The sequence below is a fragment of the Sulfuricurvum kujiense DSM 16994 genome (assembly GCF_000183725.1).
Classification (GTDB): Bacteria; Campylobacterota; Campylobacteria; order Campylobacterales; family Sulfurimonadaceae; genus Sulfuricurvum; species Sulfuricurvum kujiense.
In genome coordinates, this window is record NC_014762.1 from 953013 (window position 1) to 967683 (window position 14671).

Sequence of the window (14671 nt, forward strand, 5' to 3'; positions counted from 1 at the left end):
ATCTTTTTTTCGCGTAAGGACAAATGCGAAAACCGCAATTACCCCTAATAAAATAAAAATATTTCCTTGCTCAATCATGTGTTTCTCCCAATAATTTTTTCATGATTTCAATGTGATAGCTCTCTTGGTAATTGATAAATTCAAAAAAGGCGGAGAGTTTTGAATCGGTGATAGTGGAGGAGAGTTTGCGGCACTCCTCCTTCGCGTTTTCCTCTTCGATAATACCGTCGCGGAGAAACTTCTCCATATCGGTAATTTCATAGGTACGGGGATGCAGGGTTCTAGGCAGGGCCAAAATCCCCATCTTGGCCATCATCTCGCCGAATGATCGCAGATGAAAGTGCGATTCGTCGATCAGGTCTTGGAAATGGCTGACCTGTGCTGCACTCGTAGCCCGGATTTGCCGATAAAAGTAAATCATGATGAGTTCATACTCTTTGTACAGCTCTTCAAATAAAAAGAGGGTGAGAGCATCGATTTCGGCTAGGCTTAAAAAGGAGTCTGGCCAATGACGGGATCGGTTGAAAGCGCTGAGCGGTTCATCGAGGAGCAGATTCTCCAGATAGCTGTTCAACGTAAAGAGGAGAAACTCTTCATCATGACGCATTCGCTCTGTCAGTGGAGTCTGTGCGTATAGTAGATGGAGCGATTGAATTTCGGCAATGGTTGTACGGACAAGATTAAAAAACGAATCGCTTTCAATCGTGAAGTCGGGGTTGCGTTCATAGTCATATGCCAGAGTGTTTTCGTAAAGCGATCCGGCGAGCCATTTAAGATGGCGAAATTCGATTTGCGAAAACTCGTACAGACGGCTTTTAACCTGCGGATCATTAACCGAGAAGGACATAAAGGCGATTCGAAGCCACAGTTGGTGTTTTGCTCTAAACAAGGATGTGTCAATCATTCTTCCACCTCACATTCCATATCGATTTCAATCGCATGAAGGTCTTCTTCCGCCCCTTCGGCTCTATGGGCTTCATTGATCAAAGCCGCTTCGAAAGCACTAAGAACCATTTGCGCGCATGCTTGCTGTTTTAGCGGTCCCAGTGCAACTTTATCTTGTAAGTTTTGAGATGCCATTTGGGCATACTCATGCGATTCGCCCTTTATCATTTCGGTAAACATCGATCCCAGTACGACCGTATCGTGACAGCCGTTGGTGGCATACCCGACGGATTCCAGGATATCATTCTTACTTTTAACGTAAAAAATGACGAATTCTCCGCTTTTTTCACTATGCCCGACACCCACGCCTGTTGGGTTTTCGAGAGGACCGTAGTTACGAGGGTGCATGAGATGCTCAATGATCTCTTGGTTTAGATTGTTTTCCATCCGAAGATTATACCGCAGGTTGAACCTCTTTGTAAGAGTCCTCACCGTACAATCGCGTTATGAAAACTATTACACCCGAACATCTCCGTTATTTACCCACAACACGCGCAGAAATGGATGAGCGAGGCTGGGACCGATGCGACGTTATCCTGATCTCAGGCGATGCCTATATCGATTCGCCGTTTATCGGTGTGGCGGTTGTCGGGCGGATATTGGAGCGGGAAGGGTACCGTGTCGGGATTATCGGACAACCCGATATCAACACCGACGATGTGATGCGTCTGGGGGAGCCGAAACTGTTTTGGGGGGTGAGCGGCGGAAGCGTCGATTCGATGGTCTCGAACTATACGGCGACCAAAAAATTCCGCAACAGCGACGATTATACACCCGGCGGTGTCAACAATGCCAGACCGGACCGTGCGACGCTGGTCTATACCAACCTGATCCGTAAACATTTTAAAAACACCGTCCCGATCGTCCTGGGGGGGATTGAAGCGAGTTTGCGCCGTGTGACCCATTATGACTACTGGACGAACAAACTGCGCAAACCGATTTTGTTTGATTCCAAAGCCGACTATCTGATCTACGGAATGGGGGAAGGGGCGATTATCGCCTTGCCAAAAGCGCTGGAGAGAGGCGAATCGCCGAACGATATCCGAGGCGTATGTTATATCGCCAAAGAGCCGCGTGAGGAATATTTGAAGCTGCCGTCGCATCAGGAATGTTTGGATAACAAAGAGCGCTATATCGATCTGTTTGATACATTTTACAATAACAACGATCCGATCTCCGCTAAAGGGCTGTGTCAGGAAGTAGACGGGCGCTATGCGATCCAAAACCCTCCCGCCGACTATCTGGACGAGTCTGAGATGGACGCAGTGAGTTCTCTACCCTTTACCCGGGAACTGCACCCCTACCATCGTCCGAAAGGCTCTGTCAAATGTCTGGAGACGATCAAATTCTCCATCATGACCCATCAGGGGTGCTGGGGAGAGTGTAATTTCTGTGCCATCGGTGTTCATCAGGGGCGCACCATCCGTACCCGAAGTGAAGAATCGATTTTAAAAGAGGCAACGCAATTTACCGAGTACAAAGATTTCAAAGGGATCATCAGCGACGTCGGAGGTCCTACGGCAAATATGTACGGGTATGAGTGCAATAAAAAGCTTAAACACGGTACGTGTGATCATCAGAGGTGTGTCGATGATACCCATCTGTGCAAATCGATGAAGGTCGATCACACCCGTGTTATCAATCTTCTGCGACGGTTGCGTGAAGTGCGGGGGGTCAAAAAAGCGTTTGTCGCTTCGGGGGTGCGCTACGATCTCATCAACGAGGACAAACGGCAGGGGTACGAGTATCTTAAAGAGATGGTGCGTCATCACATCTCAGGACAGATGAAGGTCGCCCCCGAGCATACCTCCGAACATGTTCTGCATCTGATGAACAAACCGGGAAAACAGACTCTCGTTGATTTCAAAAAACTCTACGATAAGTTAAACCGCGAAGAGGGAAAAAAACAGTTCTTGACCTACTATCTCATCGCCGCCCATCCGGGATGCACCGAGAAAGATATGCACGATCTGAAACGTTTTACGAGTGAAGAGCTGAAGATGAATCCCGAACAGGCCCAAGTATTTACCCCGACACCGGGGACCTATTCGGCGGTGATGTATTACACTGAGATGGATCCCGCAACCCGCAAAAAAATCTTCGTCGAAAAAGATACGGCGCGAAAAGAGAAGCAAAAACAGATCGTCGTCGCCAAAGAGAGTTTTAAAAGCGGGTTTGCGAGTTAAATTACTCTAACGGTTCCGGTTTTCCGGTGTAATATCCTTGCGCATAATCGATTCCGTGTATTTTGATGGAGCGGTAGATCGATTCGTCGCTGACAAATTCGGCAATCGTCTCCGCCCCGATTTTATCGGCAAAATCGATAATCGTATCGACAATAATCCGGTGGCGTTCGTTACTGCTGATTCCGCTGATGAGGGAACCGTCGATTTTAATATAATCGACTCCGAGTTTGAGGATATTTTCAAAATTGGAGTAGCCCGTTCCGAAATCGTCAATCGCTATTTTTGCCCCCAACGCTTTTACCTGTGTAATAAAGCGGGCCACTTCGTCATAGTTTTCGATCCCTTCCGACTCTAAAATTTCAAATACTACGCGGGATGCGGTATCGGTTTGGATAATAGTGTTGATAATCTCTTGTACGGTATGGGGATCGCGTATATCGCTGTCGGAGAGGTTGATCGAAAATTGCTCACTGCGATTGGAAAAGAGGGTGCATGCCTGATAAACAACTTCGCGGGTAATTTGAGGATAGAGTTTTGTTTTTTTGGCAATCGGAAGAAATTTCATCGGAGGGATGAGCTCGCCGTTTTCATCAACCATGCGGACAAGTGTTTCGTATTTGTCGATATTTCCGGTCGCCATATTGACGATGGGCTGATAATGGCAAATGATCCGTTGGTTGGCTAATGCTTTGCGGATGGTTGCCGTCATGGCGATATTGGTGCGGTAGGTCTCTTCGATGTTCTCTTCTTGCTCATACAGAGCGAGGGAAACTTTTTTCTCTTTGGCCCGGTGCAATGCGATATCGGCACGGGTGAGGAGTTTCCCCTCTCCGATGGCGGCACCTACCGTCATTCGGATACTTAATACTTCATCTCCGACGACAAAAACTTTTTCTTCAAACAAAGACATCAGCGTCGTGATTCTATGTTTGAGGGTCTTCCATGTCAAATCATCATACAGAAGTATGGCAAATTCGTCTCCCCCCGTCCGATAAGGGGAAAAATTCATTTCATTAAACCATTTCCCCACTTCCTGCAAAATGGCATCACCCGCATCGATACCGAAAAAATCGTTTACCTCTTTAAAATCGTCAATATTAAAAAGGACACATGCTTTCGGTTTTTTCTCTTCCATATCGTCTACGATTTTTTGGCGGTTAGGGAGATTGGTGAGCTGGTCAAAGTAGGCGAGGGAAAGGAGCTTTTGCTGATGAGTATCGATTTGAGCCTCGTATTCGGTACGTTTTAACACCATATTAACGATAAATGCGCATATTTCAAGCAAACGTTTATGAAAATCGGAAGGGGAACGATGTTCAAACGAACTGAGTGCAAAGCTCCCGATTGCTTCTTTATATTGATTGCGAATCGGCATGGACCAGCATGAACATAAATTAAAATCAAAAGCTATTTGACGGATATCGCTCCATCGTTTATCCGTTTTTGTGTCATGAACATATTGGGCTTCATTGTGATAGACCGCATTTCCGCATGATCCTCCGCCGTTTCCCGGTTTCAGCCCTTGAAGCGCTTCATGTCCTACCGGGGGAATCGAAGGGGCTGATATGACATTCATAAGTCCGCTCTCAGGATCGAGGAGCATAATGGAAGCTACGGAGTTGGGAAGCAGTTTTTCAGCTAAGAAACAAAGCCGTTCAAGAACCTCTTGCTGATTATGGCCGATTATCAGCAATTCGTAAATGTTTTGTTGAATATCAAGAATGACACCGTATTCATAGGGAGAGAGAATGACTTCTTCTTTAAGTGACAAGTAGACATCTCTATTTTGGCCCATTGGATATATCCTCAATAATTGCTTAGCCATAAGTATAGCTGTATTCTATTGAAAAATGTCGTGTATAGCATAAATCACAGAGACTTTTTTTTATGAAAAAATTCCCTCTTTTTTAACACCGGTAGTTTTTGGAACAATTTTTGCGCTCTTACCTCTCTTTTAGCTTTCATTACCTACAATAAACCTACAAAAGTCATCCGGCCCGTCATTGCCGAGGAGGTAAATACGGCCAAACGGGGCATAGCTTCGTTGACGTTCAAAAATAAAGTAAACGGAATAATTTTGCGAATCGATAAATTTCTCAATTCGGTCAATCTGACCAAACGCCGTACCGTCGCTCAGGATATGATCGGAGAGGGGGTCGTCTATATTAACGGCAAAGCGGTTAAGCCTTCTAAAAATGTGGCAGTCGGAGATATTATCACCTTGATTTATCTTGATAAAGAGATGAAGTACGAAGTTTTGGCGATTCCGACGATCAAATCGACTCCAAAATCACAGCAGCATCTTTATGTTAAGGAACTTTCATGAATTTTACGAAGTCCGATTTCGAAGCACTATTCGAACATAAGATGTCTGATGAACAGATGCGGGAGTTTTTGCTCTCACTCACTCTGAATGCCGATACCCCCTCTTCCATGATCGCAACGGCAGCCGAAGTGATGAAACGTCACGCTCTGGCTTTGGACGTTGCTTCGGAGCTTAAATCCAAACTGATCGATGTCGTAGGGACGGGGGGAGACAAAAGCGGCAGTTTTAATGTCAGTTCCACCGTTTCCATCCTCCTGGCGGCATGCGGAGCGCACGTCGCCAAACACGGCAACCGTTCCATCACTTCCAAATCGGGGAGTGCCGACGTATTAGAACATCTGGGCGTGAAACTCGATTTGAGTCTGGATAACAGCGCAAAGCTTCTCGAAGAGACGGGATTTACCTTTTTGTTTGCCCAATATCACCATCCGGCAATGAAATTCATTATGCCGATACGCCGGTCAATTCCGGAGAAAACCATATTTAATATCCTCGGGCCGCTGACTAATCCGGTAGGCCTTTCTAAAATTCTTCTCGGGGTTTTTGATGAGGTGTTCGTTCCGAAAATGGCCGAAGCGGCACGTGAACTGGGAATGACGTCAGCGATCGTGGTCAGCTCACGCGAAAAAATGGATGAGATCAGCATCAGCGATATCACTTATGCCGGGCGATTAAAAAATAATGCTATCGAATATTTTGAGATCGATCCGCAAAGTTTTGGGATCAAAAAAGCTCCGTTCGAAGCGATTTTGGGCGGTGACGTCGAAAAGAACGCAGCAATTTTCAGAGATGTTCTCACAAACCGTGCTACCGATCCTCAACGGGATATGGTGTTGATCAATGCGGCGTATGCTCTAATCGCCGACGGGATGGCACGTGATGTTCAAGAAGCGCTTGAGATTGCCAGAGACGGACTTTTAAGCGGCAAGGCGGCAGAAAAACTCAAACAAATCGTATCGGTATCTTCAAAGTTATGATGAAGCTGGCTCTGAATGAACTAACACCGTTATGCGAGCGCATTGCGAATGAACTTCCAAACGGAGGGGTGGTTATTTTGCAAGGAGACTTGGCAAGCGGGAAAACGACCCTGACTCAGGCTTTTGCGCGGTATCTCGGAATGGAGGATGCGGTGACGTCTCCTACTTTTTCGCTCCAACAGCGCTACGGCGATAAACTGTACCATTATGATTTGTACAACTACGGATTTGATAAGTTTCTTTCACTGGGGATGATGGAAGAGCTTGAACGCAAGGGGTACCATCTGATCGAATGGGGAGATGAAACCCTTGTCGCGTGGCTGAAACGTGCCGCTATTGAGACTGTGATTTTAAAAATTACCAAATGCGATGAGCAATCGCGATGTTATGAGGTGCAGCATGCATGAATTGAGAATTGAGAATTTGGTCAAAACGATCAAAAACCACGAAATCGTCCGTGGAATCAGCATGGATCTTCGTACCGGAGAGGTTGTCGGATTGCTCGGGCCTAACGGTGCGGGTAAAACAACGACATTTTATATGGTTTGCGGTCTTGTCGAAGCAACGGGCGGGAAAGTTTACATCGACGGCGAAGATGTCTCCGGCCTGCCGCTGCATCAGCGTTCGCGGATGGGGATCGGCTATCTGCCTCAGGAGGCGTCTATTTTTAAAGATCTTACGGTCGAGGAAAACCTTATTATCGCCGCTCAAGCGGGAAAATTGGATCAGGAGATGGCCGAAAAACGGATAGAGGAACTGCTCGAGATGTTCAACATCGAGCCGATCCGCAACCGCCGCGGGATCAATCTCAGCGGAGGGGAACGCCGCCGTGCCGAGATTGCCCGTGCGCTGGTCAACAAACCCCGTTTTTTACTTTTGGATGAGCCGTTCGCCGGAGTCGATCCGATTGCGGTGATGGATATTCAAGGGGTAATTTCGCAGCTTGTCGAATACGGTATCGGGGTTTTGATAACCGATCATAACGTCCGTGAAACACTGGCGGTATGCGATCGTGCGTATGTTATCAAAAGCGGTGAATTGCTCGCAAGCGGTTCAAGCGATGAAATTGCCAACAACCCGGATGTGCGTCAGCACTATCTCGGTGAGTCGTTTAAGTTCTAACACCTTATGTTACGGGTCAAAACAAGCGTCGAGCTAAAAAACAAGCTCTCCAATACCCTTCGCAACTGGCTTCCGATCCTCCAGTCGAGTTTGAGCGATTTGGGTGAAGCGATGGCTCCGTTTGTCGAGAGCAACCCGCTAATTGATATCAAATCAGGGTATGAAGAGTCTTTTGAATCGAGGATTCCGAAAAAAATCCAATACGGCTATGTCCAAAACTCCCACAGCGAAGCGATTGAAGCCCTTACGGTTCAGCATAAAAGTTTGTTTGACATTCTCGAAGAACAGATTGACGGTTCACTCTTTCCCACGCCCGTATCACAGCTGATAGCAAAGCATGTCATCGAAAACCTGGATGAGGGTGGTTACTATGAAGGCGACTGTGATGTTTTTTGCCGGAATGAGGGGATCACTCTAGAGCAATTTGAGAAAATTCGCCTCCGTTTTATCCATGTCGAACCGGTGGGAATCGGTGCAAAGTCGGTGAGCGAATCGTTTTTATTCCAGCTAGAGTCTGCAGACATCGACGATACGGCCTATTCGCTCGCCCGTGAGATGATTACCCATATGGATGAACTCGGCCGCTATCGTAAAGAGGAAGGATTCGATGAAGCGATGCGGGTGATCGGAAGTTTTAAAAATCCCCCTGCGATTGATTTCTTGGAAGATTCACAGCAGGTAATTCCCGATTTGATGATCTATAATGATCCCGATGAGGGGATTGAAGTACGATTAAACGACCGTTACTATCCGAGCGTGAGCATCGATGCCGAGTACAGAGTCGACCATCCGTTCGTCCGCGAAAAGTTTAAAGAGGCCAAAAGTCTCGTCGATGCGTTGGAAATGCGCAAAGCGACGCTGTATAAAGTCGGGCTGATGATTGTCGAGTATCAGTATGACTTTTTTATCGGCGGTGCCATCAAACCTCTTACCCTCAAAACCCTCGCCGATGAATTCGGACATAACCCTTCGACGATCTCGCGGGCCATCGCCAACAAATACATCGCGTGCGACCGCGGTATCTACCCGATGAAAGATTTCTTCACGACAGCGATAGATGAAGACGTTTCCAATGCGGCGATCAAAGACTATGTTGCGGAACTGGTCAGAAACGAATCGCATAAAAAGCCTCTCAGCGATATGAAACTCCTCGAGATGATCCAGGACAAGTTTAAAATCACGATGGTTCGCCGTACCATCGCCAAATACCGTAAACAGCTTAACATAGCCGGTTCAAGCGAGCGCAAGCAGCTTTATCTTTTAGGGCGCACTTGAGAGATATCAAAGCCTATCTCGATGCACAGGTAGAAGCACGCAACTGTGCTGACGAACTCTGCAATGAGCGCCCCGATCCTCTAATGGTCGCACGACGTTTTAAAGAGGAACATCACTCCCTTACCTGTGCGCTCTTCGCGTACGGCAATGCCAAAGCGATCGTCTCTTTTCTCTCATCGCTGGAGCAGGATCTGATCGATGCGGATGAAGCACATTTGCGCCGCCGCTTGGAGGGGAAATATTACCGCTTTCAATCAAATGAAGATATCGTACAATGGTTTATTACCCTCCGCGCACTGAAAGCGGCAGGGGGAGCCGAAAAAGTTTTTATGGACGGGTACACCGATGGATTTATACCAGGATTAAATGCGTTGATTACGACTCTTTATGATCTTAATCCCTACCGCTCCAAAGGGTATGAGTTTTTGATCACAAAACCGATAGCTTCCATAGCCAAAGCCTCAGCGATGAAACGGTGGATGATGTATCTTCGGTGGATGGTACGGAATAACGAACTCGACATGGGACTATGGAGGGGCGTAGATCAGAGCGATTTGATTATGCCGCTTGATACCCATACTTTTAACGTTTCCCGCCGTTTGGGTCTTTTAAAACGATCACAATGCAATCTGCAAGCTGCGATTGAACTTACGGAAGTCTTTAAAAAGTTTGATCCCTATGATCCCGTTAAATACGACTTTGCCCTTTACCGGTTAGGACAGGAAAAATCCTTCTTGGAAAATGAAGCGGAAGATATAAAGATTCCGGTCTAATCTATTAATATCGTTCTGTTTTTCCCTTCTTTTTTTGCACGGTAAAGTGCGTCATCCGCCCGGCCGACAAAATCGTCATAGCTGTCACCCTGATGATGTACGGTAGCTCCGACACTCACAGTCATTTTTATGGTTTTACCCGAATATATCAATTGGCTTTGTTCGATTTTGGAACGAATCTTATCGGCTAAACTGTAAGCCTGTTCTTTATCGGATTGATGCAAAACGACGGTAAATTCTTCTCCGCCGTATCGATAGACTTTGTCACCGGGACGAATAACGGATTTAATGCTTTGTGCAAAAAAATAGAGCACCCTGTCACCCGCCAGATGGCCGTGCTGATCATTAATCAATTTAAAGTCGTCGGCGTCAATCATGAGCAGTATGATAGAGAGCGCTTTATTTTTGCCGATCTGAAGTGCGTTGTTCAAATCGTCAATTAATCCTTTGCGGTTTGTAACCTTCGTAAGCGGGTCGATAGTCAGTAATGAAACCGTCTCATTCAGCTCTGTACTCAGTTCGTCAATTTTGCTTTGAGCTTTTTTGAGTTCAACGGACATATTTTTTCCGAGTTCGCTCAGCCCTTCGAGAAAATTAGCACATCGAACGATACCGTCATCGGCTTCTTTGTTGATATAACGTTCCTGCATCTGCGCAACGTGTGAGATATCGGCATGTGCTTCCACAAAAGATGCAATGGTACGATGTGCAATATCAAGATACCGGCTTAATTCAGTGTCTGCAGCCGTTTCGATTTTTTTTCGCTCATTGATAAGTTCTTGATTCGCCTGTTCATTAAATATTTCATTGAAACATTTTTCGTAATTGCTGGGGAAGGGGGGGAGAGAAAGTCTTTTAAGCATACTGAGCGTTTGCTCATGAATCGAGATGATTTGACTCTTGCTATCGGTTTTACCCATTATTTTTCCTGCAAAACTTTATTAGGTACTAAACCTAATCAATTAATATATATTGTAGCATTATTATCTGAGAGGAAGTAGTTTCACGGACAGAATTTTGACGTTATTCTTGAGATTCGTGTAGGGTAGACTCGTAAGCTTTTGAATAGATGTTGTAGAGCTGATAAGGACTCAGTTGTAATTTTGGGGCTAAGGTTTCAATAAATGTGGCCAAATTATCGCTTTTCTCCAGCTTTTCGGTGATTAGGAGCAGTTTACCGAAATATCCTTCACGCTTTAGCAGGGCATCGGCAATTAGTTTGTTCAGACGGATTTTTTCAATAATACTGGACATTTCAAGATGCAAATAGGTATCAATCAATGAAAGGCTTCCGGTTAAAAACGCTTCATCGCACAGCTCGGGTTTGTTTTGTGCTTTCACGAGCTCTCTCATCATATTGGCACGAAACTTTGCGGCATCAAAGATCGCTTCCTGAAACATTTGTTTATGTACCCCCGAATACAGAAAAAGCCCCAGCCATGAACGAACTCTTGAGGGCCCTAACAGATTGAGAATTTGTTTTATACTGGTTATTTCCTGTCTAAAAGAAAATTCGGCAGAATTTATATAACGCAAAAGGTTGAAAGTGAGTTCCGGATAGATAGAAAATTTTTCGCAGATGATATTCATATCGGTCGTTGCATAGAGTGTATTGATAACATCAATCGTATTAATGACGGAGGGTTCGATCTTGGTACCGCTGATGATGCTCGGCTTTTCGAAAAAATAGCCTTGGAACAAATCAAACCCGGCATGTTTACACCGTTCGAATATCTCTAAATTTTCTACTTTTTCAGCCAATAACTTAACATTAAGTGCGTTGAATTTTTTCGCTATTGCTTCGATACTAAGGTCGGTGGTCGCGAGCAAATCTATTTTGATGACATCGACATAGGGGAAAAGAGGCTTGAAATATTCAATATTTTCATCGTCGCAGGCAAAATCGTCCAGTGCAAACCGATATCCTAACGTATGCAAATGGCTTATTTTTTCAATAACTTCAGGTGAGACTTTTGTGTATTCTAAAATTTCAAATACGAATTTTGATTTAGGAAGGGATAAAAAAACATCGCTTAGAATAATTTGTTCATCGACGTTTATGTATCCGATTTTATTGCCGATGATGGAAGAGAGCCCAATATTATGAATGAGGTTTAAAATGACACGTGCGGTAGCATTGGCATTATTCGAAAATACCGCAACACTTGAATCCAGTGTGCTTCGATAAAGAAGTTCGTAGGAGACACATTTGCCTTCTTTATCGAAAATGGGTTGGCGACCGATAAAAATATCCTCTTCTTTCATGATAATGCCCAAATAATGTTTTAGTTTGTTTTATTATAGCATAGGCATTAATCACGTTAATACTAGTGGAAAAGTTTTATATAATTTTTATTTTAGCCCTTCTGAACTGTAGACGTTTCGAGGATTCCAAAGAATCCATCCACAGCTTCCGAATGCTTCGCTTGCGGCAATCTGTTCACGAATCTCTTTTGCTCCGTAAACCCGTCGGTCGAAGGCGTAATCACGAAAGGCTTGCAGCCACGGCCGATAGGCCAACGGCGATGTCCCCGATTTTTCCAGCGCTTTATCGAGAGAGAGTTTGACTATTTCATAATTGGCTTTTACCGGATCGGGATAGCCTGGGATTCCAGCGTTAAATCCCGACGGATATAACATCGGCGAGAGATAATCGACATACGGCGAGAGGGCATCGACACGTTGCCCGATCTCGATATCGGCATTATGCCAGCTGACATATCCGAAAATATCGGCTGAAATAAAGACGTTGTACGGAGTGAGTTTTTCCCGTGCCTCTTCCAAAAATCCCGCAATGGCTTTTACCCGTTCGGCTTGCGTATTTTCGACCGAAAATTTTACCCCTTTACGATCGGGGAAACGGACATAGTCAAATTGGATTTCATCAAATCCTGCCGCAGCCGCTTCGGCGGCGATACCGATAATATAATTGCGCGGCTCTTTGCGTGAAGGGTCGATCCAGTAGAGTCCCTCTTTATCTTTAAATAAGCCCCCGTCATTAGTACGAACTCCCATCTCCGGATGAGCGGTTACATACGGGGTATCTTTAAACGAGACGATACGGGCAATGACGTAGATCCCCTCTTTATGCAAATCGGCAACAAATTTTTTAACATCTTTGAATAAAACGATTTCCTGCGCTCCGATAGCGTTGGCGGTCGGATTGGTTGTTTTAAACGCGATTTGACCGCGATCCATTTTCATATCGATAACCAGCGCGTTAATCTCTGTTGTCTCAAGCAAATGTTTTGCATTCCCCATGATTTTACTGCTGGTAGCCCCGAAGCTTGAAAGGTAAAGTGCTTTGGGATTAAACGGCTTCAAATACATTTTTCCGCCGCTTTTGTAAAACTTTCGCTCATAACCTACCGCTCGTACGCCGATAATTGGGGAAGAGGGAACTTTAAATAAACCGTTACAGTCGCTTCTGTACTCTTTGTTTTGCGAAATAATGATAGCGTTTGCTATCGGTTTTGAGGTTGTTTTATCTAAAACCGTTCCACTGATGAAAGCCCCCCAACTCAATGTTGCAGATGCGGCTAATACAAGTAATGCTCTCAATTCTGTCCCCTGTAAAATAATTATGGTATCGTAGCAAAAAACAGTCCATAAATAGCAGGCATGAAGCGATAAAATGGTAATATTTTCGAATACGATACCAAAAAGGTAATATTATTATGTCATTTACGACTTTAGGGCTTAGTGCCCATCTTTTAGAGACATTAAGCGCAAAAGGGTACAGTGAGCCGACTCCGATCCAAGCGCAGGTGATTCCGCTTGTACTGCGGGGACGCGATATCCTCGGAGCGGCACAAACGGGGACGGGTAAAACAGCCGCATTTGCTCTTCCAATCATTCAAAAACTAAACGCTTCTTCTGAATCCGGACAAGCCAGTGCCCGGGCGCTGATCATCGTTCCGACACGAGAACTCGCGTCCCAAGTGGCAGAAGCGATCCGTTCGTATGCCGAGGGACTTGAACTTAACTGTATTGCCCTTTACGGCGGTGCCAATATGGCACGTCAGGCGAAAGAGTTATCGGAAGGGGTCGATATCATCGTCGCTACTCCGGGACGTCTGATTGAGCTGAATAAGCAGGGACATGTTCCGCTGTCGCGAATCGAATATCTGGTATTTGACGAAGCCGATACGATTTTCGATATGGGCTTTATCCGCGAAGTGGGGCAGATTATCGATCTTCTTCCCCTTAATCGTCAAAATATGCTCTTTTCGGCAACGATGACGGGTGCGGTCAAACAATTAAGCGAGAAAATTCTCAAAAAGCCTCTTTTGGTTGAGATCGATAATCTCAAAGCCGCCGATATGACATTACGTCAGGTGGTTCATCCGGTGGAAAAAGAGCGTAAAAAGGAGCTGTTGTCATTTTTGATCGGCTCTAACAACTATCCTCAGGTACTTGTATTTACCCGTACCAAAACCGAAGCGGACGAGGTTAGCGCCGAACTCACCGCAAGCGGATTGAAAAATGCCGTCATCCACGGCGATAAAAAGCACGGAGCACGGGATCGTGCATTGAGCGAATTTCGTGAAGGGTCTGCCCGTATTCTTGTCGCGACCGATATCGCGGCCCGCGGTTTGGATATCGAGGGACTCGACGTTGTTATCAACTACGATATTCCCCATGTATCGACCGACTATCTTCATCGTATCGGTCGTACGGGACGTGCAGGTAATGAGGGGCTGGCGATAACGCTTCTTTCATCTGGAGAGCATATTTCATGGAAGAAAATCATCACGATGCTCGGAAAAAACGTCGAAACGGTACTCGTTCCGGGGTTTGAACCGCCAGCCGATAACGCATTGGTCAAAACGCGGGGTAAAAGCCTCTCGAAAGAGGGGGAGAAAAAAGGGAAAACCGCCGGAGCGTTCGGAAACAAACGCAAAAAAGAGCCGGTACAGCCGAAATTCATCGGCAAGCGCGGACCGCGTGTCGCACGTGACGAACCCGCCGGTAAGAGTGCTTCAGGCAGAGACAGCGCTTTTGGAAACACTAAAAAACCTTCGCCGAAAAAATCGGGCGGACGGGGGAGATAATCTCTCGGGTTTT

The 14671-nt window shown here is 45.7% G+C and carries 14 protein-coding genes; 8 read left to right on the plus strand and 6 right to left on the minus strand.

Annotated features, from left to right (window positions below):
* Positions 1-70: 70 nt before the first annotated feature.
* Together SULKU_RS04790 and SULKU_RS04795 are read right to left on the minus strand one after the other, a co-directional pair.
* Positions 71-904, minus strand: coding sequence for a hypothetical protein (locus SULKU_RS04790; RefSeq protein ID WP_013459807.1), 834 nt, complete (start codon positions 902-904; stop codon positions 71-73).
* Complete coding sequence (locus SULKU_RS04795) at positions 901-1332, minus strand: iron-sulfur cluster assembly scaffold protein (protein WP_013459808.1); 432 nt, start codon at positions 1330-1332, stop codon at positions 901-903. Before SULKU_RS04795 ends, SULKU_RS04790 begins: the two co-directional genes overlap by 4 nt.
* A 59-nt stretch (positions 1333-1391) precedes the next feature.
* Between SULKU_RS04795 and SULKU_RS04800 the strand changes: the two genes are divergently transcribed.
* Entirely contained in the window at positions 1392-3131 is a 1740-nt protein-coding gene (locus SULKU_RS04800; protein ID WP_013459809.1) for a YgiQ family radical SAM protein, read from the plus strand.
* Position 3132: 1 nt separating this feature from the next.
* Here SULKU_RS04800 and SULKU_RS04805 read toward each other — a convergent pair whose 3' ends face one another.
* A complete protein-coding gene (locus tag SULKU_RS04805; RefSeq protein ID WP_013459810.1) occupies positions 3133-4926 on the minus strand; it encodes a sensor domain-containing diguanylate cyclase in 1794 nt (597 codons plus the stop codon).
* 282 nt (positions 4927-5208) lie between these two features.
* Here SULKU_RS04805 and SULKU_RS04810 point away from each other — a divergent pair, with 282 nt between their 5' ends.
* The 6 genes from SULKU_RS04810 to SULKU_RS04835 are packed head-to-tail and all read left to right on the plus strand — an operon-like array spanning position 5209 to position 9604.
* The gene (locus SULKU_RS04810; protein ID WP_013459811.1) at positions 5209-5457 is read left to right on the plus strand and encodes an RNA-binding S4 domain-containing protein; all 249 of its coding nucleotides are present in this window, start codon (positions 5209-5211) and stop codon (positions 5455-5457) included.
* Entirely contained in the window at positions 5454-6434 is a 981-nt protein-coding gene (gene trpD, locus SULKU_RS04815) for an anthranilate phosphoribosyltransferase (protein WP_013459812.1), read from the plus strand. Before SULKU_RS04810 ends, trpD begins: the two co-directional genes overlap by 4 nt.
* A complete protein-coding gene (gene tsaE / locus SULKU_RS04820) occupies positions 6431-6841 on the plus strand; it encodes a tRNA (adenosine(37)-N6)-threonylcarbamoyltransferase complex ATPase subunit type 1 TsaE (RefSeq protein WP_013459813.1) in 411 nt (136 codons plus the stop codon). The genes trpD and tsaE overlap by 4 nt, the downstream gene beginning before the upstream one ends.
* Positions 6834-7556, plus strand: coding sequence for an LPS export ABC transporter ATP-binding protein (gene lptB, locus SULKU_RS04825; RefSeq protein WP_013459814.1), 723 nt, complete (start codon positions 6834-6836; stop codon positions 7554-7556). The genes tsaE and lptB overlap by 8 nt, the downstream gene beginning before the upstream one ends.
* A gap of 6 nt (positions 7557-7562) precedes the next feature.
* Positions 7563-8831, plus strand: coding sequence for an RNA polymerase factor sigma-54 (locus tag SULKU_RS04830; protein WP_013459815.1), 1269 nt, complete (start codon positions 7563-7565; stop codon positions 8829-8831).
* Complete coding sequence (locus SULKU_RS04835; RefSeq protein WP_013459816.1) at positions 8828-9604, plus strand: TIGR02757 family protein; 777 nt, start codon at positions 8828-8830, stop codon at positions 9602-9604. The genes SULKU_RS04830 and SULKU_RS04835 overlap by 4 nt, the downstream gene beginning before the upstream one ends.
* On the opposite strand, the gene SULKU_RS14320 is transcribed toward SULKU_RS04835, so the two are convergent.
* The 3 genes from SULKU_RS14320 to SULKU_RS04850 form a co-directional block, all read right to left on the minus strand.
* Entirely contained in the window at positions 9601-10524 is a 924-nt protein-coding gene (locus tag SULKU_RS14320) for a GGDEF domain-containing protein (RefSeq protein ID WP_013459817.1), read from the minus strand. The genes SULKU_RS04835 and SULKU_RS14320 overlap by 4 nt on opposite strands.
* Positions 10525-10627: 103 nt before the next feature.
* Complete coding sequence (locus tag SULKU_RS04845) at positions 10628-11869, minus strand: EAL and HDOD domain-containing protein (RefSeq protein WP_013459818.1); 1242 nt, start codon at positions 11867-11869, stop codon at positions 10628-10630.
* A gap of 87 nt (positions 11870-11956) precedes the next feature.
* Entirely contained in the window at positions 11957-13165 is a 1209-nt protein-coding gene (locus SULKU_RS04850) for a putative glycoside hydrolase (RefSeq protein WP_013459819.1), read from the minus strand.
* A gap of 116 nt (positions 13166-13281) precedes the next feature.
* Between SULKU_RS04850 and SULKU_RS04855 the strand changes: the two genes are divergently transcribed.
* Complete coding sequence (locus tag SULKU_RS04855) at positions 13282-14658, plus strand: DEAD/DEAH box helicase (protein WP_013459820.1); 1377 nt, start codon at positions 13282-13284, stop codon at positions 14656-14658.
* Positions 14659-14671: the final 13 nt, after the last annotated feature.